Below are 21,158 nucleotides of genomic sequence, written 5' to 3' on the forward strand. Positions count from 1 at the left end.
GCGCCAGCCGGGACCGGAATCACCGACCCTGCGCGTCCCACCTGGCGAGCACTTCACGGGCCAGTTCGCGGTAGGCGCTGGCGCCGAGCGAGGAGGAGTCGAAGCTGGTGATGGGCTCGCCGGCCACGGTGGCGTCCGGGAAACGGACCGTCCGGTTGATCACCGTGTGGAACACCTTGTCGTCGAACGCCTCGACCACCCGGGCCAGAACCTCACGGCCGTGCAGGGTGCGCGCGTCGTACATGGTGGCGAGCAGGCCTTCGATGACCAGGTCCTCGTTGATGCGCTGCTGGACCTTGATGATGGTGTCCATGAGCAGCGCGACTCCGCGCAGCGCGAAGAACTCGCACTCCAGCGGCACCATGACGCCGTGCGCGCAGGCCAGCGCGTTGATCGTGAGCAGGCCCAGAGAGGGCTGGCAGTCGATCAGGCACACGTCGTACTCGGGCAGCAGGGGCTTGATCACCCGGCCGAGCACCTGCTCGCGGGCGACCTCCGTGACGAGCTGGACTTCGGCCGCGGACAGGTCGATGTTGCTGGGCAGCAGGTCCATGCCCTCGACACCGGTCTCCATCAGCACGTCCCTGGCGGTGATCTGCCGCTCCATCAGGAGGTTGTAGACCGTCAGGTCGAGCTGGTGGGGGTTGATGCCGAGACCGACGGAGAGGGCGCCCTGCGGGTCGAAGTCGACCAGCAACACCTTCAGCCCGGCTTCGGCCAGGGCCGCTCCGAGGTTGATGGTGGTGGTCGTCTTGCCGACGCCGCCCTTCTGGTTGACCATGGCCACGACGCGTGCCGGTCCGTGCACCGTCCGCGGGGGCGGGTCGGGGAAGACCGGGCGGGGTCGCCCGGTCGGGCCGAGGACTCCCCCAGTGTGAGGGGTCCCGGCGGTTTTGGTGTCACCCCAGGGATTCTCGGGGTTTCCGGGGGTCGTCCCCCGGACAGAACCGTCGGTGGTCACAGTCACCAGTCGAACCTCCCTGACGGCCTCGAACCGGACCGTCCGGACGGACACTATGGCGTCAACACGTATGCGGCAAGGCGGCACGCCCGGACATAAGCAAGGTCAATGCCGTGCGCGCGGATGCGCGGCAGCATATACCTCCCGAAGCTTGTCGACCGTGACCTGGGTGTACACCTGCGTGGTGGCCACCGAGGCATGGCCGAGTAATTCCTGAACCACCCTAACGTCCACACCCCCGTCCAGGAGGTGCGTTGCGAACGAATGTCGCAACATGTGGGGCGAGACTCCCGCCAGTCCTCCGCGTTCGGCGGCGGCCTGGAGAACCTCCCAGGCACCCTGGCGGGTGAGCCGGCCGCCCCTGGCGTTGAGGAACAGCCCGGAGGTTCCCCGGCCCTGGGCGGCGATGCCGGGACGCGCCCGGGTGAGATAGGCGCCCAGCGCCTCCCTCGCGAAGCGGCCCAGGGGCACCAGGCGCGTGCGCCCGCCCTTGCCCCGCAGCCGCACCTGCTGGGCCTTGGAGCTCAGGTCGACGTCGTCCACGGCGAGCCCCACGGCCTCGGAGATGCGGGCGCCCGTGCCGTACAGCAGCTCCAGCAGCGCCCGGTTGCGCATCGTCAGCGGCGCGCCCTCGGGCCCCGCGGCGGCGATGAGCCGTTCCACGTCTTCCACGCTGATCGCCCTGGGCAGCCTCCGGAGCTGGCGCGGCGGGCGCACCTTGTGGGCTGGGTCGTGGCCGGAGAGTCCTTCCCGCAGCGCGAAGCGGTGCAGGCCGCGCACCGCGGAGACGGCACGCGCCGCCGAGCTGGCGACGAGGGCCTGATGCTCCTCGTCGCCTTCTCTGAGCGCGGCCAGGAAGGCCGTGACGTCACCTTCGGCGATCTCGGCGAAGGTGACGCGGCCACGGCTCCTCAGATGCTCCACGTACCGCATGAGGTCACGGCGGTAGGAGGCCAGTGTGTTGGCAGCCAGACCCCGCTCCACCGCCAGATGGGCGAGGTAGCTGGAGAGGACGGCCTCCGTCTCGCTCAGGGTGTCCTCCTGTCATGCCTCCGGTGCGTCGGCGGGCCGCAGCGAGGCGAAAGCATCCGCCGAAGCGGCGTATGCGGCGAGAATACCGGCCACGGCTTGGGAATTGTGGATCATTCCCGCCATGGCACGCCGAACCGCGTCGGACAGGGGAATCCAGACCACCGGCATGTCGGCTTCCTCGTGCTGCTGAACGAAGTTCCGCTCCTGTTCGGGGATGGGGCTGAGGTCCCTGGCGAGGAAGATCCGGGTCCGCTCGTCGGTCATCCCCGGCGAGATGAAGGCGTCGATCAGGGTGTGCCAGGTCTCCGCCCGGTAACCCGCCTCCTCGGCCAGCTCGCGGGCCGCCCCGATGTGGAGCGGCTCGCCCTCGACGTCACGCAGACCGGCGGGCAGCTCCCAGAGCAGGCGGCGCACCGGGTGGCGGTACTGCCGGATCATCAGCACACGGTTCTGGTCGTCGAGCGCGACCACGGCCACCGAGCCGGGATGGAGCACGTAGTCACGGTTGACGACCTCCTCCTGCATGAGAACGGCGTCGGTCACCGTGGTGATGACGCGTCCTTTGAAGTGCTCGGTCGAGGAGACGACCTTCCACTCCTCCGGGACGTCCTGAACCTCCAGTTCGGGATCGCTCACTTGCTCCGCCCCGCCTTGGCGGTGGTGCCGCGGATCTCGGCGTAGGTCAGGGAGGCGCCGATCAGGCCCTTGAACAGCGGGTGCGAGCGGGTCGGCCGGGACCGGAACTCCGGGTGCGCCTGGGTGCCGATGAAGAACGGGTGGACCTCGGCGGGCAACTCGGCGTACTCCACCAGGCGGCCGTCGGGCGACAGGCCGGAGAAGACCATGCCGACTTTCTCCAGGTCGCCGCGGTAGGCGTTGTTGACCTCGTAGCGGTGGCGGTGACGCTCGTCGGCCTTCGCCTTGCCGTACAGCTGGCGCGCGAGGGAGCCCTCGGCGAGCTTGGCGGGGTAGAGGCCGAGCCGCATGGTGCCGCCCATGTCCCGCTCGCCGGAGACGACGTCCTCCTGGTCGGCCATGGTGGAGATGACCGGGTGGGAGGTCTCGGGGTCGAACTCGGTGCTGCCCGCGTCCTCGATGCCCGCCAGGTTACGGGCGGCCTCGATGACCATGCACTGCATGCCCAGGCAGATGCCGAGCAGCGGGATCTTGTTCTCCCGGGCGTGCCGGATCGCGCCGAGCTTGCCCTCGATGCCGCGCACGCCGAAGCCGCCGGGGATGAGCACGCCGTCCACGCCGTCCAGCTCCCGGGCGGCGCCCTCGGAGGTCTCGCAGTCGTCGCTCTTGACCCAGCGGATGTTGACGCGGGCGTCGTTGGCGAAGCCGCCCGCGCGCAGCGCCTCGGTGACCGACAGGTAGGCGTCGGGCAGGTCGATGTATTTGCCGACGAGCGCGATCGTGACCTCCTTGGCCGGGCGGTGCACCCGGCGCAGGAGCTGCTCCCACTCCTTCCAGTCCACGTCACGGAAGGGCAGGCCCAGGCGGCGCACCACGTAGGCGTCCAGGCCCTCGGAGTGCAGCACCTTGGGGATGTCGTAGATGCTCGCCGCGTCGACGGCGGAGACCACCGCGTCCTCGTCGACGTCGCACATGAGGCTGATCTTGCGCTTGAGCGAGTTGGTGATGGGCCGGTCGGAGCGGCACACGATGGCGTCGGGCTGGATACCGATGCTGCGCAGCGCGGCGACCGAGTGCTGGGTCGGCTTGGTCTTCAGCTCCCCGCTCGGCCCGATGTACGGCAGCAGCGAGACGTGCAGGAAGAACACGTTGTCGCGGCCGACCTCGTGGCGGACCTGGCGGACGGCCTCCAGGAAGGGCAGCGACTCGATGTCGCCGACGGTGCCGCCGACCTCGGTGATGACCACGTCCACGTCGGGGCCGGCCATGGACCGGATGCGGTCCTTGATCTCGTTGGTGATGTGCGGGATGACCTGCACGGTGTCACCGAGGTATTCGCCGCGGCGCTCCTTGGCGATGACGTTGGAGTAGACCTGGCCGGTGGTCACGTTCGCCGAGCCGTGCAGCTCGGTGTCGAGGAAGCGCTCGTAGTGGCCGACGTCGAGGTCGGTCTCCGCCCCATCGTCTGTGACGAAGACCTCACCGTGCTGGAACGGGTTCATCGTTCCGGGGTCGACGTTGAGATAGGGGTCGAGCTTCTGCATGGTGACCCGCAGGCCACGCAGCTTGAGGAGGCGTCCCAGGCTCGACGCCGTCAGTCCCTTGCCGAGACTGGAGGCGACGCCGCCGGTGACGAACAGATGCTTGGTTTGTGCGGCGCTGCGCAAGAAGTCTCCCGTGGTCGTCATAGATCAGTCGGCGCCCTGGTAGCGGCCTACTTGTCCACGGGCTCTCAGAATATCAAACGGTTCCGGCGGACTGCCCAGACATCTCTGTCCGGCATTCCGCCGGAACCCAACCAGAGGGTAACTTGGGCGGTTATGTCGCTTCGTGGTGCGGTACGGCGTGCCTTGGGCAGCCTCATTCACCGTGTCTGGATTGCCGTCCGCACGGCCGGCGCGGTGAGCCCCGCCAATCCCGCGGGTTACCGGTTCCGCCGTCTCGGTGAGGGAACCTGCCTGTCGTTCCCCGTCGGCGCGATCTTCGGCGAGGCCTGGATCGAGATAGGCGAGCACACCCTGGTCGGCGAGCGGGTCTCCATCTCCGCGGGCATGGGCCCGGGCGTGGACCTGGGCCCGGACTCGATCGTGCGGATCGGCGACAGGTGCTCGATCGGCCGGGGCAGCCACATCGTGGGCCACCAGTCGATCGACATCGGCGATCACGTGTTCACCGGCCCGTACGTCTACATCACCGACCAGAACCACGTCTACGACGACCCGGAGATACCGATCGGCCGCCAGTGGCCGCGCAACAACCCCGTGGTCATCGGCCCGGGCTCCTGGCTGGGCACCGGCTCGATCATCCTGCCGGGCACCCGGATCGGCAGGCAGTGCGTGGTGGCGGGCGGGGCCGTGGTCCGCGGCGAGTTCCCCGACCACTGCGTGATCGCCGGCGTGCCCGCCAGGGTTGTCCGCCACTATGTGCCGGGAGAGGGCTGGCTGCCGCCCCACCTCAACGGCACTCCCGTCCAGCCGGTCGAACCCGCCGCCGTCCAGCCGGTCGAGCCGGTCGAATCGGTCGGCACCGCCTGAGCCCCCGCCGACCCCTGGACCGAACAAGGTTCTGGGATTTACGGTCGCGGCATGAGGACCGCGATCTGTGAGAGATTCGGCGTCGAGTTTCCGCTCTTCGCCTTCAGCCACTGCCGCGACGTGGTCGCCGCGGTGACCAACGCGGGCGGGATCGGCGTGCTCGGCGCCGTCGCCTACTCACCCCGGCAGCTCGAAACGGAACTGAGCTGGATCGACGAGCGGGTCGGCGGCAGGCCGTACGGCGTGGACGTCCTCGTCCCCGGCAGGATCGACGCCTCGGCCGCCGACCGGAGTGCCCGCCTCGTCGACTTCATCCCCGAACGGCACCGCGACTTCGTGACACACCTGTTCGGCAAGTACGGCGTGAGCAACGCGGAGCCGCTCGCCGGCGGGATGGCGTCCCACGCCGACGAGGCGGGCCGCCGGGTGACCGCGGAAGGGGCGACCGGCCTCGTCGACGTGGCGCTCAAACACCCGATCAGCCTCATCGCCAGCGCGCTCGGCCCGCCGCCGCCGGAGATGGTGGCCAAGGCCAGGAAGGCCGGGGTGCCGGTCGCCGCCCTGGTGGGAACCGTCGAGCACGCCCGGCGCCAGGTGGCCGCCGGGGCCGATGTGATCGTGGCGCAGGGGTCGGAGGCGGGTGGCCACACCGGGGAGATCTCCACGATGGTGCTGGTCCCCCAGGTCGTGGACGCCGTGGACGTCCCGGTGCTGGCGGCGGGCGGCATCGCCGACGGCCGGCAGATGGCCGCGGCGCTCGCGCTGGGAGCCGAAGGGGTGTGGTGCGGCTCGGTCTGGCTGACCACGGAGGAGGCCGAGACGCCGCCCTCGGTCAGGCGCAAGATGCTGGCCGCCACCTCCTCCGACACCGTGCGGTCCCGGTCGCGGACCGGCAAGCCCGCCCGGCAGCTGCGGTCGGCGTGGACCGAGGAGTGGGACGAGGCGCAGGAGAGCCCGGGCCCGCTGCCGATGCCGCTGCAGATGCTGCTCGCCGAGAGCGCGATGGCCCGAATCGGCAGGGCGGCCGAGAGCGGCGACCCCGGGGCCGAAGAGCTCGTCAACTATTTCGTCGGGCAGGTCGTCGGCCAGATGAACCAGGTCAGACCGGCTCGCCAGGTCGTCTACGACATGATCGAGGAGTTCGCCGCCGCCATCGAGCGCCTTCAGGCCGTCACCGGGGACGGAGAGCACCCCGAAGCATGACACCCCTGTCATTTCATGTCCGTAAATAAATAGAGACCTTGGGATCCAACCGCGGCCGGGAATCGTTGAAGGAGGAACAGGACTCGACGGAGGCGTCATGCTCGCGGCACTGACAGGCCTGGGACTCTCCACCGCGGCGGGGTTGAACGCCTACATCCCGCTGCTCGTGGTCGGCCTGCTCGCCAATCTCACAGATCAGGTACGGCTTCCGCAGGAGTTCGCCTGGCTGTCCAACGGCTGGGTGCTCGGGATCATCGGCGTGTTGCTGCTGGCGGAGATCGTGCTCGACAAGGTCCCGGTGGTGGACAGCGTCAACGACATGATCCAGACCGTGGTCCGCCCGGCCTCCGGCGGTGTGGTGTTCAGCGCCACCGAGGCGGCGGCCCGTCTGGACGGCTCGACGTGGATGAGCCAGAACCCCTGGGTCGGCTGGGTCCTGGGCATCGGGATCGCGCTGGCCGTACACCTGATGAAGACGACCGCCAGGCCCGTGGTCAACGCCTCGACGGCCGGGGTCGGCGCGCCCGTGGTCAGCGCCGTGGAAGACGCCGGATCACTCGGCATGAGCCTGATCGCGATCTTCCTGCCGATCCTGGTCGCCGTCATGATCGTCGCGCTGGCCCTGCTCGCCTGGTGGGCGCTCCGCACGGTACGGCGCCGCCGTGCGGCCCGGCGAAGTCCGGTCTGATCGGCTCCCGCGTATGTGAGAGTTACGCGGGCTATGCTCAAAGAACCCGTTTCGCCCGTCGGGAGGTGGCTCCAATCGGCACTTTCCTCACCATCGTGCTGGTGATCCTGCTGTTCATGCTTCTCATCGGGGCGGCCGGGGTCTACCTGCTGGTCAAGGTCGGGAAGAAGGCCACCAAGAAGGCCCGCAAGGTGACCAACCGCGTGGCCTCCCACATGGCGGCGATGGGCACCGGCGACGCCGCGGAGAGCGAGCGGATGCGCCTGGACCTGCGCCGCGAGGTCTCCCTGACCCGTCAGGCCGTGGATCAGGCGTTGCGTGACGGGTGGGGTCTGGGTGACCTGCCCCAGCTGGTGGCCGAGATCAGCACGCACGCCGACCAGTTGGACGCCCAGCTCGGCCTCTACGCCCAGCACAGCCGCACGTCCGTCTACGTCGACCACGCCTCTCTGGGGCGTCTGCGCGAGCACCACGCCAAGCTGACCACGTCCTGCGCCCGGATCCGCGCCGACCTGCTCAACGACCAGATGGCGCACTCGGCCGGCGGTATCAACGACATCCAGAGCCGCACCGACCTGGAGATCGAGGCCCGCCGCCGCGCCCCCGACCCTCTGGACCAGATCGACGAGCTCTACAACCGCGCGATGATCAACCGCCCCCAGCCCGACGACCGCCGCTGAACCACTCCGCGACGCCGTCCGCACCGGACCGCGCCGCCTCCTGCCACCCACGCGGAGCAGGAGGAAGCGACACTCCCCTCAGGGTACGGACAATGGCTGAACGTCATCCCAGGCCTGCCGAACCGCCCCCTCCCGCCCACGCGGAGCGGCAGGAGGGCGGCCTTCCCCTGAGGGGAGCCGGGCAGACTCTAGGAGACTCCGGCCTCGCGCATGTCGCGGACCTCTCGCTTGAGCTCCTTGATCTCGTCGCGGAGCCGGGCGGCGACCTCGAACTGAAGGTCCGCGGCGGCCTGGTGCATCTGCTCGGTGAGCGACTCGACCAGCGCCTCCAGCTGGGCCCGGGGCATCTCCCCCGCGATCGCCTTGGCATGCTGGCCCGCCTGCTTGACCGCGAAGCCGGGGACCGGGGCCTTGCCTCGCGACTGCTGACGGCCGCTGCCCCCCAGAAGCTGGGCGGTGTCGGCGTCTTCGCGGCTGAGCGAGTCGAGGATGTCGGCGATCTTCTTGCGGAGCGGCTGCGGATCGATGCCGTTGGCCTCGTTGTAGGCGACCTGCTTGGCCCGGCGCCGGTTGGTCTCCTCGATCGCCCGCTCCATGGAGGGGGTGATCCGGTCGGCGTACATGTGCACCTCGCCGGAGACGTTACGGGCCGCGCGGCCGATGGTCTGGATCAACGAGGTCTCCGAGCGCAGGAAGCCCTCCTTATCGGCGTCGAGGATGGCCACCAGCGACACCTCGGGCAGGTCCAGACCCTCGCGGAGCAGGTTGATGCCGACCAGCACGTCGAACTCGCCCGCCCGCAGCTCCCGCAGCAGCTCGATGCGGCGCAGGGTGTCGACCTCGCTGTGCAGGTAGCGGACCCGGATGCCGAGCTCCAGCAGGTAGTCGGTGAGGTCCTCGGCCATCTTCTTGGTCAGCGTGGTGACCAGGACCCGCTCGTCCTTCTCGGCCCGGATCCTGATCTCGTGGACCAAGTCGTCGATCTGCGACTTCGTGGGCTTGACGATCACCTCGGGGTCGATCAGGCCGGTCGGCCGGATGACCTGCTCGACCACGTCCCCCTTGGAACGGCCCAGCTCGTAGGAGCCCGGGGTGGCCGACAGGTAGACGGTCTGACCGATCCGCTCCAGGAACTCCTCCCATTTCAGCGGGCGGTTGTCCATCGCGGACGGCAGGCGGAAGCCGTGGTCGACGAGCGTGCGCTTGCGGGAGGCGTCGCCTTCGTACATCGCGCCGATCTGCGGCACGGTCTGGTGCGACTCGTCCAGGACCAGGAGGAAGTCCTCGGGGAAGTAGTCGAGCAGGGTGTTGGGCGCGCTGCCGGGGGCACGGTCGTCCATGTGGCGGGAGTAGTTCTCGACGCCGGAGCAGGTGCCGATCTGGCGCAGCATCTCCAGGTCGTAGGTGGTGCGCATGCGCAGCCGCTGGGCCTCGAGGAGCTTGCCCTGCCGCTCCATCACCTCCAGGGTCTCGGCCAGCTCGGCCTCGATGCCCCGGATGGCCTTCTCCATCCGCTCCGCGCCCGCGACGTAGTGGGAGGCGGGAAAGATGTAGACCTCGTCGTCCTCCGTGATCACCTCACCGGTCAGCGGGTGCATGGTGGAGAGCTTCTCGATCTCGTCGCCGAACATCTCGATCCGCACGGCGAGCTCTTCGTATTTCGGGATGATCTCAATCGTGTCGCCGCGCACCCGGAAGGTGCCCCGGGTGAAGGCCAGGTCGTTGCGGGTGTACTGCATGTCGACGAGGCGGCGCAGCAGCCTGTCGCGCTCGATCTCCTGGCCCACCTGGAGGCGGACCATGCGGTCGACGTATTCCTGAGGGGTGCCCAGGCCGTAGATGCACGAGACGGACGCCACCACGATCGTGTCGCGGCGGGTCAGCAGCGAGTTGGTCGCCGAGTGGCGCAGCCGCTCGACCTCCTCGTTGATCGAGGAGTCCTTCTCGATGTAGGTGTCGCTCTGCGGGACGTATGCCTCGGGCTGGTAGTAGTCGTAGTAGGAGACGAAGTATTCGACCGCGTTGTTGGGCAGCATCTCGCGCAACTCGTTGGCGAACTGCGCGGCGAGCGTCTTGTTGGGCTGGATGACCAGCGTCGGCCGCTGCAGCCGCTCGATCAGCCAGGCGACCGTGGCGGTCTTGCCGGTGCCCGTGGCGCCCAGCAGGACGTTGTCCTTCTCTTCCGCCTTCACTCGCCGCTCAAGCTCGGCGATCGCGGCGGGCTGGTCACCCGAAGGGGTCATGTCGGTGACGACCTCGAAGGGGGCCACCTTGCGCTGCAAATCTGTTACCGGCCTCACGCCACCCACTGTAGGCGGAACCACCGACATTCCTGGTTCAACCGTGTGGCAAGCGAACCGCAAGCAGGGCCCTCTTTACTGATACGCGTGCCTATGCCTACCAAGCGTGATATATCGGGCTCTCGACCTATGACTATCCCGGAGGTTTGATGTCCCGGCGAAAAGGGGCCGCGCAGTCGGCGATGGCGGCTGCCCAGGCGATAGGGCAAGGAGGCGACCTCCAGCAGATGGTGGGGCAGGTCGTCGGCCAGCTCGTGGACCAGACCACCGGTGAGAAGAGCTTCTCGCTCAATCCGGCCGACTTCCTGGCGGCTCGCGAGTACAGCACGTACGCGGGCATGGGCATCGAGGCGCGAAGCGCATCGCTCAACGAGGCCGGCGAGATCGTCAACCGCAGCTTCACCGGCACCGGCCCGAACGGCGAGCCGATCCACGTGATCTCACCGGTGGTGATCCCCAAGGGCACGACGGCCCGGGCGGTCGTCCCCCTGATCGTCCTGGCGGTGCTCGGCCTGATCGGGCTGCTCGCCACCGGGCTGCCCGACAGCACCCGGGTGCTGTTCGGCCCGCACTACTGGGCCGTGCTGGTGCTGGCCGCCGCGTTCCTGTGGTGGCGGCGGAGCGTGGTCATGGTGCCTGACGGCTGCAAGGCCCTGATCACCAAGTTCGGCAAGCTCGTGCAGATCGCCGAGCCGGGCCGGGTGACGCTGTTCAACCCGTGGAACCGGGTCAGCTACATCGTCAACACCACTCGCGAATACCCCTACAACGCGCCCATCCACGAGGCCCCGACCCAGCAGGGCGTCAAGGCCAGCGTGGACCTGTTCCTCCAGTTCCGGATCGAGGACCCGGCCGAGTTCATCTTCGTCCTCGGCTCGGTCGGCGGATTCCAGGCCAAACTGCAGAACGCGATCAGCGAGGTCACCCGCTCCCTCATCTACGCCCAGCGCGCCGAGGACATCTACGACCTGGTCGGCGAGAGCACCAAGGGCATGCTGGACAACCTCAACCAGCAGTTCCTGCCCGCCGTACGGCTCACCGACGTGAACATCACCCACGCCGAGCCGTCCAGCCAGGAGTACCGGATGGACCTGGCCGCCCCGGAGATGATCAGGGTCGCCAAGGAGGCCTACACCTACGAGTACGAACTCCAGCTGCGCAAGGAGCAGAACGAGGGTGACCTGATCAAGGAGCTCGCCGGACTGCAGGAGCAGCTGTCGGCCATCCACGCGGAGATCGCCGGATACCAGGCCCGGATGGACACCGCGCTGGAGCGCGCGTCCCACCAGGCCAAGGCCCAGGCGAGCCAGCGGCTGGTCGAGGCGGAGTCCACCGCCAAGGCCAACGCGGCGCTGCTGGAGGCACAGGCGCTGGACATCCGGGCGCTCAGCGCCGCCGAGGCGCCGGAGATCCTGGACTACCGCTTCCAGCAGGACCTGCTCGACAAGCTCGAAGCCGTGGCCTCCCACCTGCCCCGCGTGGTGCAGGTCGGCGAGAGCACCGACATCGATCTGCTGTCCTTGGCCAAGCAACTGCTCGGCAGCCGCGACGCGCAACTGTTCTCCGAGGCGGACATGGCGGCGATCAGAGCGCGGGTCGCCGAGATCGGCAGGCGGGTCGAAGGCCGCACGGCGGAGATCACCACCCTGCTCAGCCCGGCCGCCGAGACCTCCCCGGCCACGGTGCCCGCCGTCCAGGAAGCCGCACAGGAAGAGGCCTGACAACATGAGCTCATACGGCAAGAGGCCTGAAGACGTGGGCCGGGAATTCTCCAAGATCAAGGAATCCCTGGCCTCCTGGTCGGAGATCCGCCAGCTGCTGCGCGGCGGCGAGTCCGGCCAGCTCGTCCCGGTGGTCATCCCCAAAGACGGCCGCGGCTTCGCCTGGGTGACGCTGCTGTTCCTCGCGCTCTACCTCACCGGTACGGCGGTGCTGGGCAGCGGGGCGTTCTCCTTCCTGGCCGCGATCGGCGCGGTGCTCTCCCTGCTCACGGCGCTGGTCTGGCTGTGGCGCCGGGCGATCATCGAGATCGAGGAGGGGACCACCGGCGTGCGCAGCCGCTGGGGCGCGATCGCGGGCACCCTGCCTCCGGGGCGCCACTACCTGTGGCTGCCGTGGGACCGGGTGGACGCGGTGGTCGACACCTCCACTGAGATCCCCTACTCGGCGCCGGTCGCCGCCTGCCCGACGGCGGAGAACGTCCCGTTGAAGTCGATCCAGTTCTTCCTCAAGTTCCGCATCGTCGACCCGATCGCCTTCGTCCGCACGATCGGCGCGGGCAACTTCGACCTCGTGCTCAGCAGCGCCGTACAGGACGCCATCCGGCAGCGCAGCCGCCTGGTGCACACCGAGCGGGCCTACGACCTGCGCGGATCCGACGTGGGCGACATGCAGGAGCTCCTGACCCGCCAGCTCGGCCGGTACGGCGTGCGGATCACCGGCGCCAACATCCCCGAGGTGCAGCTGCCCGACCAGTACCAGCAGCACCTGGCCACCCGCGAAAAGGTCGCCAAGGAGCTGTCGGCCTTCGAGCGGGAGTGGGAGCTCACCCGCAAGCGGCGGATCGACACCCTGCTGATGGAGATCGAACGCGCCAAGAAGACACGGGACGCGCGTATCGTCGAGGTCAGAGCCGCCGCCAACACCGCGCGCAAGGATGTGGCCCGCATGCTGGAGGAGCACGAGACCGAGGCCCAGAGAGTGCGCTGGGAGATCGAGGCCAAGGGCAGGGCCGAACTCACCTCCGCTGAGAACGAGGCCAAGGGGCTGCGCCGGCTGGCCGACTCCTACCGCGACAACCGGGCCGTGCTCCAGTACGAACTGGCCCGCCGCCGCCTGGAGGTGGGGGCCAAGCTCGCGGAGAGCGCCCCGCGTCCGGTGGTGGTCCGCACCGACGGCACGTCCGGCGAGTCCTCCGCGCTGTCCACCATGCTCCTGGCCCAGATCCTGCCGCAGCTCGGCAGCGGGAACGGTCACGTCAAACCGCCCGTTGAACCCAACTGAACCCTTCTACCCCGGGAGAGTCACCCCATGGTGTTCCGCAAGCTGATGGCCGCGTTCGGCGCGGGCGTCGAAGTCGACACGATCCTGCAAAACTCCAACGTCCGCCCCGGCGAGGTCCTGCGCGGGCAGGTCAACTTCCGCGGCGGCGGCTCCGACTACAAGGTCGAGGGCATCTTCATCGACTTCACCGCGGTCGTCGAGATCGAGAGCGGCGACAACGAGTACAAGACGACCTACAGCTTCCTGCGTCAGCAGATCGCCGGCCCGTTCCATCTGGCGGCGGGTGCCCCGCAGACGGCCCCCTTCGAGATCCCCGTGCCGTGGGAGACCCCGATCAGCGCCATCGGCGGCCACCCGCTGCGCGGCATGCAGCTGGGCGTCTCCACCGAGCTCGCCCTGGCCGGCGCGCTGGACAAGGGCGACCTCGACCCGCTGTTCGTCAACCCGCTGCCCGCCCAGGACCACGTGCTCGGCGCGCTGGACGGCATGGGCTTCCGCTTCAAGAAGGCCGACCTGGAGCGCGGCACCCTGCACGGCTCGCGGATGCCGTTCTTCCAGGAGATCGAATACTACGCCGGCCACGAGTACGGCCGGCACTTCAACGAGCTGGAGCTGACCTTCATCGCCGGTCCGCAGTCGATGGACGTCATCCTCGAAGCCGACAAGCGCGGCGGTTTCCTGACCTCCAGCCACGACACCTACAACCGGTTCACGGTCCGCTACACCGACCACCCGGGCCAGGTCGAGCAGTCGCTGCGCGCCGGGTTGCACGCGATGGCCCAGAAGCGCGGCTGGTTCTGACCCGTTTCCGTACGGCTGCCGCCCCGGCCGTCACCTCTCACCGGCCGGGGTCGCTTCCGGGCGGGCGACCTTGTGGGCGACCAGGTTGTCCGGCCAGCGGAGATACATCCGTTTGACCCAGATGTCGTAGCGCCGGCCTGAACCGATCCGGTAGTCGTGCTGCCGGTAGATGGCGAAGGCCTTGCGTTTGACCTCGCGCTCGACCGGGTCGAGGTTGGGCGGGAGGGATTCGATCGTGTATCCCCGGTAGGCGATCACGTCGATGCCGTGAGGCGCGGCCTCGGCCGCGAATCGGGCGGCGGCGATGTGGTCGACGTGGTCCCGGCCGACCGGCGGCGGATCCGGGTCGAGGGTGCGCAGCACCGTGGGGTGGAAGGTGCGCATCATGGCGCGCAGCATGTCGAGCACGTTCTCACGGGTCAGGCATTCGGGGCCGGACGCGAAGGCGTGCACGCAGGTCTGGCCGGTGCTGTCATCCCACAGGCGGGTCAGTGATCCCCGGCCGCCTTTCGCCCGGGGGTCGCCGCCGTCGGGCAACCGGGCGAAGACGAGTTTGATCCAGGGCCGGTCCACCAGCGTGTCCTCCGCGACCTGGATCGGGCCCCGCCTCAGCATTTTGCGCCGCCACCGGTCACGGGCTCCGGCGACCCAGGCGTAGGCCGCCCGGACGCCCCGCTCCCGGGCCGCCGCGTACCGCCGCGGGTTGCGATCGTCCTTGAGGCCCGCCACCGACTCCCCCGCCGTCAGGTAGACCGTGACGCTGCGTCCGCCCTTCGCCACCAGCTTCTCCAGGTCGGGGCTCATGAACAGCAGGTCGTCGTCCGGATGGGCGACGACCTGCATGGACAGCCCTTCCGCGAACCTCCCCGCGAACAGCGTCCCCGGCCCCGGCACCCGGGCAATCGGTAACACCAAAGGCAGGGTGACGGCGACGACCGCCATCACCGCGCCCACGCTTCGCGCGCGCCTCATTTCGACCCCCGTCGCCCCGTAATGATCTAACTGTAGGGAACGCCGTGAATGGTCGGCGGCTTATCTGGGCCGATCTTTCATAACATTCGGTCATCCGAAAGGTGGATCCCGGGAACGGCCTGGAGGAGGACCCGGGTGTGGCCTACCATGACGGCGGGGCCGACCGGCGCCGGACGGGCGAGACGCGCATGAGGCGGGGGCCGGGAACATCGCCGATCAGGTCTGCCGAAGGCCCGTGTCGAGCCGCCGGTCACGGTAACGAAAGGCGTTTCGGGCCAAGAATCCATGTCTGTGATGAGATATCAGGATTTATACGATGAGATGGTCAATGGCACGGCGCGTGACCGCCTGCCCGGATGGGCCGGGCAGGTCCTGAGAGCCATCGGGTCCGGCGACTCGGCGGTCACCGGTGTCCGTCATCCGCTCGGCTTCCTCTGCCTGCCGCTGGAGCGGACCGGAGAGTACGGCGTGTGCGTGCACATCTGGTCCGGCACGCTCGCCCGCGCCGCGTCCACGACCTCCCAGATCCACTGCCACAGCTGGGACCTGGTCAGCCACGTGCTGTACGGCCGGGTGGAGAACGTGCGCGCCGACGTCAGCGACGCGACCTCGGCCGCCACCCACCGGGTCTTCGAGGTGGTCAGCGAGGCCGGCGGGGACCGTATCCGGCCGACCCCGCGCACCGTCCGATACTCCCTCGGGACGAGCGAGGTGTTCGGTCCCGGCCAGACCTACACGCTGCCGGCCGGGGTGTTCCACGCCAGCGTCGTCCCGAGCGGCGAGGAGACGGCCACGATCGCGCTGGGCCGGACCCGGCCGGGCCGGAGCGATCTGTCGCTCGGCCCGCCCGGCCTGAGCGCCCATCTCGTCCCCCGGCACCGATGCGACGCATGGGAGACCGTACGGGCGGCGCTGCACGCCGCCGAGCGCCTGGGCTAGGGGAAGGCCGGAAGGGGGTCACCGATCTCCCAGGAGGCCGTTGAGCGCCCGGAAGGCGGAGTTCTGATCGCGCTCCCCCGGCGGTGGCCGCCGGGTTACCATTCGGGTCACGAGAACGGACGCCGCGAATCAGTCACATCAGGGTGGCAGAATGCGAATCGCTCAACGGCTCCAGAAATCCCTGCAGAGCGCATGGGAGAACTTCGACCTTGTCGTGGTGTTCCTGGTCGCGCTGATCGTGGGCGCGCTCGATGTGCTCAACGCGGTCGACGGGGAGAACGCGGCGGGGGCGATCCTGCCGGTGCTGGCCGCCCTGGCGTTCGCCTGGCTGCGTGACCGCTCCCGCAACACCAGGCTCTCCGAGCAGGTCGCGGGCGTCGCCACCACGGCCGACGGCATCAGGGAGCTGCTGAGCACCAGCGAGGGCACCCGCACCCTCGTGGGGTCGGAGATCAGCCGGGAGCTGGCCGAGGCCCGGCTCGACACCGACCGCTGGCTGTTCAAGGGCGGCACCGGCACCTACACCCGCGCCGTCACCCTTCCCGAGTGCATCGCGACCTCGCTGCACAAGCGCCGGCCTCTGGAGTTCCGGATCGAGATCCTCGATCCCACCGACGACAGGCTGTGCACTCGCTACACGCAGCTGCACCAGGAGCTGGCCCCGCCGGGCGCCGAGGAGAAAGGCTGGACCGCCGAGGGCACCCGCAAGGACCTGTACGCCACGATTCTGGCCGCCTGCTGGTACCGGGAGCGCTGCCAGCAGATTCTCGACCTGGACATCCGGCTCTCGACCACGATGACGCTGTTCCGATGGGACATGTCAGGCAGCCGCCTGATCATCACGCAGCGCGGACCGCGCTTTCCCGCCGTCACGTTCACCCGGGAGAGTCCTCACTACAACCTGTGGCGGACCGAGCTGCGGACCAGCCTCAGCCAGGCTCGCCGGGTGCCGGTCGAGGACGCCACCCCGCTGAGCGACTCCCCGACGGTGGAGGAGGCGAGGCGGCTGTTCACCTCCCTGGGGCTGCCGCTGCCGGGAAAGTACGAGGACGACGACGTCGCGGAGATCGTCATGCAGGCGCTCAACACCGTGGATCCCTATCGGGGGCAGGTGACCGCCGTCTCTCCCGGTGTCCCCGCCCAGGCCGCGGGGGATTCCGCCTGACCCTCCCCGTCTCGGGTCACCGGGGACACCGGTGGCCCGTGCCCGTCCGGGAACGCCCAGGACCCGGCCGGGCTCCGGCCGTCTCAGGCCGTGACGCGGGCGGACAGCTCGGCCCAGATCTGGTCCACCCGCTTCTCCAGATCCTCCAGCGACCCCTCGTTCGGCACCACGAGATCCGCGATCTTCAATCGGTCCTCGCGGCTCGCCTGGGCCGCGATCCGGGCCCTGGCGTCCTGCTCGCTCATACCGCGCAGCCCGACCAGCCGGGCAAGGCGCACCTCGTCGGCCGCGTCCACGACCACCACCACGTCGTACATCGGGGCGAGGTTGTTCTCCGCCAGCAACGGCACGTCGTAGACCACGATCGCGCCCTCGTCCGCCTGGTCCTGCAGCTCGGCGACCCGCGCCCCGACCAGGGGGTGCACGATGCCGTTGAGCGCGGCCAGCTTCTCGGAGTCGGCGAAGACGATCGAGCCGAGCTTCTCCCGGTCGAGTGACGCGTCCTCGCGCAGCACCTCTTTCCCGAACACCGCGACGATCCGCGCCAGTCCCTCGGTCCCCGGCTCGACCACCTCGCGGGCGACCTTGTCGGCGTCGATCACCACGGCGCCCCTGGACGCCAGCCGCCGCGCCACCTCGCTCTTTCCCGACCCGATCCCGCCGGTAAGGCCCACTTTCAGCATGATCCGCAGCATACGTGGTACGGCGCGCACGGCATCCTCCGGTCCGGAGCCTTGCGGAAGTTCCCACAAAGGAGAAACGCCCGGAAATTAATGACTTTTACGATTAGTCGCCCAGGATTTGCCGCAGGTCTTCCCGTCCGGCGCGGCCGCCCGGACCGAGACGGACCCTAGAGCTCCCTGCGCATGTGGATCAAGGTCAGATGATCGCTCATCCGCTCCCTGCTGGTCTCCTGGTAGCCGTGACGGCGGTAGAGCCGCAGGTTCCCCTCCGACAGGTGACCGGTGAACAGGTCGAACGCCGTGGCGGAGACGACCTCCTCATGGAGGGCCGCCAGCAGGGCACCGCCGACCCCCCGGCCCTGCGCGTCCGGCGCGACCACCAGGCGACCGACCAGGCACGTCGTGCCGGACAGCCGCCCCCGGACGGCACCGACGATCCGTTCCCCCTCCCGGGCGACGAGCACGGTTCCGGTTTCGACGGCGACGCGGACCTGCTCGGCCGACTCCACCAACGGCGGGATGAACGGATCGCCGTAGAGCTGGGCCTCGCTCACATAGGCGGCTCGCTGCACGGTCAGGATCTCGCCTGCGTCCTTGGGCTCGGCCCACTCAATCACGGTCACGGCGCAACCCTAACGGGCGCACACGCGAAAGGGCCCCGCCGGAGCGGGGCCCTTCCTTCGGATCCTCAGATCGTCACCGTTTCACCGGCGTCAGCTCTGACCGCCCGCGAGCTTCTCACGCAGAGCCGCGAGAGCCTCGTCGGAGGCGAGAGCACCCGCAGCCGGAGCGGAGGAGCCGCTGGAGCCGGAAGCCGGGGTCTCACCGGAGTAGGACGTGGGAGCAGCCTCGCTCGCCTCGGCCTCGGCCTTGCGGGCCTCCTCGACCTGCTTCTTGTGAGCCTCGAAGCGGGTCTGGGCCTCGGCGTACTGCCGCTCCCACTCCTCGCGCTGCTTGTCGAAGCCCTCGAGCCACTCGCCGGTCTCCGAGTCGAAGCCCTCGGGGTAGATGTAGTTGCCCTGGTCGTCGTAGGTCGCCGCCATGCCGTACAGCGTGGGGTCGAACTCGACGTCGGCGCCCATCGCACCCTCGTTCGCCTGCTTGAGCGACAGCGAGATCCGGCGACGGTCGAGGTCGATGTCGATGATCTTCACGAAGATCTCTTCGCCGACCTGGACGACCTGCTCGGGGATCTCGACGTGGCGCTCGGCCAGCTCGGAGATGTGGACCAGGCCCTCGATGCCCTCCTCGACCCGGACGAACGCACCGAACGGCACCAGCTTGGTGACGCGGCCCGGCACGACCTGGCCGATCTGGTGGGTGCGGGCGAACTGCTGCCAGGGGTCCTCCTGCGTCGCCTTGAGCGACAGGGAGACCCGCTCGCGCTCCATGTCGACGTCGAGAACCTCGACGGTGACCTCCTGGCCGACCTCGACAACCTCGGAGGGGTGGTCGATGTGCTTCCAGGAGAGCTCGGAGACGTGAACCAGACCGTCGACGCCGCCGAGGTCCACGAACGCACCGAAGTTGACGATCGAGGAGACGACGCCCTTGCGGACCTGACCCTTCTGCAGGGTGTTGAGGAACGTCTGGCGAACCTCGGACTGGGTCTGCTCGAGCCAGGCGCGGCGGGAGAGAACCACGTTGTTGCGGTTCTTGTCCAGCTCTATGATCTTCGCCTCGAGCTCGCGGCCCACGTACGGCTGAAGGTCGCGGACGCGGCGCATCTCGACCAGGGAGGCCGGCAGGAAGCCGCGAAGGCCGATGTCGAGGATGAGACCGCCCTTGACGACCTCGATGACGGTGCCGGTGACGATGCCGTCCTCATCCTTGATCTTCTCGATCGTGCCCCAGGCCCGCTCGTACTGAGCGCGCTTCTTGGACAGGATGAGACGCCCCTCCTTGTCCTCCTTCTGGAGAACCAGGGCCTCGACGTGCTCACCAACCTCGACGACGTCCGCCGGGTCGACATCGTGCTTGATCGAGAGCTCGCGCGAGGGGATGACGCCCTCGGTCTTGTAGCCGATGTCGAGCAAAACCTCGTCTCGGTCGACCTTGACGACGGTGCCCTCGACGATGTCGCCGTCATTGAAGTACTTGATGGTCAGGTCGATCGCTGCGAGGAACTCTTCCTCGGAGCCGATGTCGTTGACCGCTACCTGCGGGGTGCTCGAGGTGGCCTCAGTGCTGCTCGTCATGTGTGGAATTGCTCCGAACGCGGACAGATGTCGATGTGGCGAACACGCGGCAGGCCTCTTATCGTTCAGCCGACGGGTTTGGGATCGGCGTGATCGAGCGCGAGCCCACTCCGTCCGAGACACGCGCGAGCCCACAGCGCAGCGATCAGCATATGAGACCAAACGAGCCTGGTCAATCCGGGGCACGACACGCCGGGAGGCCAGGAGGAAGACGGACGCCCTCAGTAGGCGTTGATCCGCTGCTTCCACCGGGGATCGATATTACCGCGAAGTCCTTGTGGGACGGAGATTTGGCCGGGATCTCCATCGGCCGTGTAACGCCGCTCGGGGTGCTTCCCCAGCCACTCCAGCCAGTATTGGGAACACCATTTTCGGCATTCCCCTTTTTTACCGTTGCTTTGAATCCGCTGGATCGCCCGCCAGTCGTAGTCCTTGGCGAAGGGCGACGACGACGGCTGGGCACCGGCCAGGAAGACGCCCTTGAAGGCAAAGCGGTCACCACGCCAGCCGCCGGCCTGCACGGTGGACTTCTTACGCGGCATCGCCCCGAAGGGCAGGGCGAGCGTGTCGGAGGGGCCGCCGCCGAGCTTCTTGAGCAGGCGCTCGACCCGGACGATCTGCTCGGCGACCCGCTTCTTCGACAGGCCCGGCAGGTAGGGGTGGCTCCACGTGTGGTTGGCCACCTCGAACCCGTGCGAGGTCAGCCACTGCACGGCGCGCGCCTGGTCCTGCTCGCCCTGCAGGCCGAAGGGGTGCCGGTTGACCCAGAAGGTGGCGACGGGACGGAAGCCCGGATACTTCCTCGCGACCTCGTAGATGATCCCGACCGCGGTGTCCTTGACCGGCGTGCCGCCGTCGTCCAGCGCGAAGTGGCTCGCGTGCCCGTCGTCGAAGGTCAGCACGACCGGGTGCTTGCCCGCCGGGATGTCGATCTTCCCGGTGACGAACTCCCGTGCGGTGATCGGCACGTATCCGTTCCGCGCCAGCTTCTCCATCTCCTTGCGCACCTGGGAGGGCGTACGGTCGATGGAGGCCAGCCGCTTCTTCATGATCCGGTGGTACATCAGCACCGGAACCGCTCCCACCTCGTTGGCCTTGACCTGCCTGGCGGACTCCGGGGTCGCCGGAACCGGCGGCGGCAGGTCCGCCGAGGGCAGATCGGCCTGCGGCGACGGTGACGGGTTTCCCTCCGGGGCGCCCGTCGCCGTGCTCGTCGCCGCACCGGCCAAGGGGCTGGCCGGCGGGACGACCGCCGTGGGCAACACGGAAAGCGCCACCACCCCGGCGACCACGACGACGATGTTGGCAAGCATGATGATCTGCGCTAGGGGGGTTGAACTGCGCACAAAACTCCCGTACCCGT

Annotated in this window: 19 protein-coding genes; 9 read left to right on the plus strand and 10 right to left on the minus strand. The window is 68.8% G+C overall.

Annotated features, from left to right (window positions below):
- Positions 1 to 19 precede the first annotated feature (19 nt).
- From ACFY2X_RS00440 to ACFY2X_RS00455, 4 genes are all read right to left on the minus strand, one after another.
- Positions 20 to 967 (minus strand): ParA family protein, encoded by a 948-nt coding sequence (locus ACFY2X_RS00440; RefSeq protein ID WP_389930192.1) that lies wholly within the window; start codon positions 965 to 967, stop codon positions 20 to 22.
- 99 nt (positions 968 to 1,066) lie between these two features.
- Complete coding sequence (locus ACFY2X_RS00445; protein WP_389931255.1) at positions 1,067 to 1,993, minus strand: site-specific tyrosine recombinase XerD; 927 nt, start codon at positions 1,991 to 1,993, stop codon at positions 1,067 to 1,069.
- A 12-nt stretch (positions 1,994 to 2,005) separates the two neighbouring features.
- Entirely contained in the window at positions 2,006 to 2,629 is a 624-nt protein-coding gene (locus ACFY2X_RS00450) for an NUDIX domain-containing protein (RefSeq protein ID WP_389930194.1), read from the minus strand.
- Entirely contained in the window at positions 2,626 to 4,296 is a 1,671-nt protein-coding gene (locus tag ACFY2X_RS00455) for a CTP synthase (RefSeq protein WP_389931257.1), read from the minus strand. Before ACFY2X_RS00455 ends, ACFY2X_RS00450 begins: the two co-directional genes overlap by 4 nt.
- 153 nt (positions 4,297 to 4,449) lie before the next feature.
- On the opposite strand from ACFY2X_RS00455, the gene ACFY2X_RS00460 reads away from it, so the two are divergent.
- The 4 genes from ACFY2X_RS00460 (at position 4,450) to ACFY2X_RS00475 (ending at position 7,734) form a co-directional block, all read left to right on the plus strand.
- Positions 4,450 to 5,163: an acyltransferase gene (locus ACFY2X_RS00460; protein WP_389930197.1), complete on the plus strand. Its 714-nt coding sequence runs from the start codon at positions 4,450 to 4,452 to the stop codon at positions 5,161 to 5,163.
- 51 nt (positions 5,164 to 5,214) lie between these two features.
- Positions 5,215 to 6,366 carry an NAD(P)H-dependent flavin oxidoreductase gene (locus ACFY2X_RS00465; protein ID WP_389930199.1) on the plus strand — a complete coding sequence of 384 codons (1,152 nt, stop codon included), beginning with the start codon at positions 5,215 to 5,217 and terminating at the stop codon, positions 6,364 to 6,366.
- A gap of 97 nt (positions 6,367 to 6,463) precedes the next feature.
- Positions 6,464 to 7,054, plus strand: a complete 591-nt coding sequence (locus ACFY2X_RS00470; RefSeq protein WP_389930201.1) for a DUF4126 domain-containing protein — start codon at positions 6,464 to 6,466, stop codon at positions 7,052 to 7,054.
- A gap of 65 nt (positions 7,055 to 7,119) precedes the next feature.
- On the plus strand, positions 7,120 to 7,734 hold the full coding sequence (locus ACFY2X_RS00475; RefSeq protein WP_389930204.1) for a hypothetical protein: 615 nt from the start codon (positions 7,120 to 7,122) through the stop codon (positions 7,732 to 7,734).
- 188 nt (positions 7,735 to 7,922) lie between these two features.
- Here ACFY2X_RS00475 and uvrB read toward each other — a convergent pair whose 3' ends face one another.
- Positions 7,923 to 10,034: an excinuclease ABC subunit UvrB gene (uvrB, locus tag ACFY2X_RS00480; RefSeq protein WP_389930207.1), complete on the minus strand. Its 2,112-nt coding sequence runs from the start codon at positions 10,032 to 10,034 to the stop codon at positions 7,923 to 7,925.
- Positions 10,035 to 10,183: 149 nt separating this feature from the next.
- Here uvrB and ACFY2X_RS00485 point away from each other — a divergent pair, with 149 nt between their 5' ends.
- Genes ACFY2X_RS00485 through ACFY2X_RS00495 form a run of 3 tightly spaced genes read left to right on the plus strand, consistent with a single transcriptional unit; the run spans position 10,184 to position 13,838 of the window.
- The gene (locus ACFY2X_RS00485) at positions 10,184 to 11,755 is read left to right on the plus strand and encodes an SPFH domain-containing protein (protein ID WP_389930210.1); all 1,572 of its coding nucleotides are present in this window, start codon (positions 10,184 to 10,186) and stop codon (positions 11,753 to 11,755) included.
- Positions 11,756 to 11,759: 4 nt separating this feature from the next.
- A complete protein-coding gene (locus ACFY2X_RS00490) occupies positions 11,760 to 13,037 on the plus strand; it encodes an SPFH domain-containing protein (RefSeq protein ID WP_389930213.1) in 1,278 nt (425 codons plus the stop codon).
- Positions 13,038 to 13,064: 27 nt separating this feature from the next.
- Complete coding sequence (locus ACFY2X_RS00495; protein WP_389930215.1) at positions 13,065 to 13,838, plus strand: sporulation protein; 774 nt, start codon at positions 13,065 to 13,067, stop codon at positions 13,836 to 13,838.
- Positions 13,839 to 13,868: 30 nt separating this feature from the next.
- Here ACFY2X_RS00495 and ACFY2X_RS00500 read toward each other — a convergent pair whose 3' ends face one another.
- Entirely contained in the window at positions 13,869 to 14,810 is a 942-nt protein-coding gene (locus ACFY2X_RS00500; protein WP_389930218.1) for a PIG-L family deacetylase, read from the minus strand.
- 321 nt (positions 14,811 to 15,131) lie between these two features.
- Between ACFY2X_RS00500 and ACFY2X_RS00505 the strand changes: the two genes are divergently transcribed.
- Positions 15,132 to 15,749, plus strand: a complete 618-nt coding sequence (locus ACFY2X_RS00505; RefSeq protein WP_389930221.1) for a hypothetical protein — start codon at positions 15,132 to 15,134, stop codon at positions 15,747 to 15,749.
- Between the two features lie 151 nt (positions 15,750 to 15,900).
- Positions 15,901 to 16,914, plus strand: coding sequence for a hypothetical protein (locus ACFY2X_RS00510; RefSeq protein ID WP_389930224.1), 1,014 nt, complete (start codon positions 15,901 to 15,903; stop codon positions 16,912 to 16,914).
- An 83-nt stretch (positions 16,915 to 16,997) separates the two neighbouring features.
- Here ACFY2X_RS00510 and coaE read toward each other — a convergent pair whose 3' ends face one another.
- The 4 genes from coaE to ACFY2X_RS00530 form a co-directional block, all read right to left on the minus strand.
- On the minus strand, positions 16,998 to 17,597 hold the full coding sequence (coaE, locus tag ACFY2X_RS00515) for a dephospho-CoA kinase (RefSeq protein WP_389930226.1): 600 nt from the start codon (positions 17,595 to 17,597) through the stop codon (positions 16,998 to 17,000).
- A 167-nt stretch (positions 17,598 to 17,764) separates the two neighbouring features.
- The gene (locus tag ACFY2X_RS00520; protein ID WP_389930228.1) at positions 17,765 to 18,220 is read right to left on the minus strand and encodes a GNAT family N-acetyltransferase; all 456 of its coding nucleotides are present in this window, start codon (positions 18,218 to 18,220) and stop codon (positions 17,765 to 17,767) included.
- Positions 18,221 to 18,310: 90 nt separating this feature from the next.
- Complete coding sequence (rpsA, locus tag ACFY2X_RS00525) at positions 18,311 to 19,795, minus strand: 30S ribosomal protein S1 (protein WP_389930230.1); 1,485 nt, start codon at positions 19,793 to 19,795, stop codon at positions 18,311 to 18,313.
- Positions 19,796 to 20,016: 221 nt separating this feature from the next.
- Positions 20,017 to 21,108: a polysaccharide deacetylase family protein gene (locus ACFY2X_RS00530; RefSeq protein WP_389930233.1), complete on the minus strand. Its 1,092-nt coding sequence runs from the start codon at positions 21,106 to 21,108 to the stop codon at positions 20,017 to 20,019.
- Positions 21,109 to 21,158: the final 50 nt, after the last annotated feature.

Source organism: Streptosporangium sp. NPDC000396 (assembly GCF_042898655.1).
Classification (GTDB): Bacteria; Actinomycetota; Actinomycetes; order Streptosporangiales; family Streptosporangiaceae; genus Streptosporangium.

Excerpts from the sequence above, each read along its gene's own strand:
- ACFY2X_RS00460 (WP_389930197.1), top strand. The coding sequence starts at position 4,450 with ATGTCGCTTCGTGGTGCGGTACGGCGTGCCTTGGGCAGCCTCATTCAC.
- ACFY2X_RS00465 (WP_389930199.1), top strand. The coding sequence starts at position 5,215 with ATGAGGACCGCGATCTGTGAGAGATTCGGCGTCGAGTTTCCGCTCTTC.
- ACFY2X_RS00470 (WP_389930201.1), top strand. The coding sequence starts at position 6,464 with ATGCTCGCGGCACTGACAGGCCTGGGACTCTCCACCGCGGCGGGGTTG.
- ACFY2X_RS00485 (WP_389930210.1), top strand. The coding sequence starts at position 10,184 with ATGTCCCGGCGAAAAGGGGCCGCGCAGTCGGCGATGGCGGCTGCCCAG.
- ACFY2X_RS00490 (WP_389930213.1), top strand. The coding sequence starts at position 11,760 with ATGAGCTCATACGGCAAGAGGCCTGAAGACGTGGGCCGGGAATTCTCC.
- ACFY2X_RS00495 (WP_389930215.1), top strand. The coding sequence starts at position 13,065 with ATGGTGTTCCGCAAGCTGATGGCCGCGTTCGGCGCGGGCGTCGAAGTC.
- ACFY2X_RS00500 (WP_389930218.1), bottom strand. The coding sequence starts at position 14,810 with ATGAGGCGCGCGCGAAGCGTGGGCGCGGTGATGGCGGTCGTCGCCGTC.
- ACFY2X_RS00505 (WP_389930221.1), top strand. The coding sequence starts at position 15,132 with ATGGTCAATGGCACGGCGCGTGACCGCCTGCCCGGATGGGCCGGGCAG.
- ACFY2X_RS00510 (WP_389930224.1), top strand. The coding sequence starts at position 15,901 with ATGCGAATCGCTCAACGGCTCCAGAAATCCCTGCAGAGCGCATGGGAG.
- coaE (WP_389930226.1), bottom strand. The coding sequence starts at position 17,597 with ATGCTGAAAGTGGGCCTTACCGGCGGGATCGGGTCGGGAAAGAGCGAG.
- rpsA (WP_389930230.1), bottom strand. The coding sequence starts at position 19,795 with ATGACGAGCAGCACTGAGGCCACCTCGAGCACCCCGCAGGTAGCGGTC.
- ACFY2X_RS00530 (WP_389930233.1), bottom strand. The coding sequence starts at position 21,108 with ATGCTTGCCAACATCGTCGTCGTGGTCGCCGGGGTGGTGGCGCTTTCC.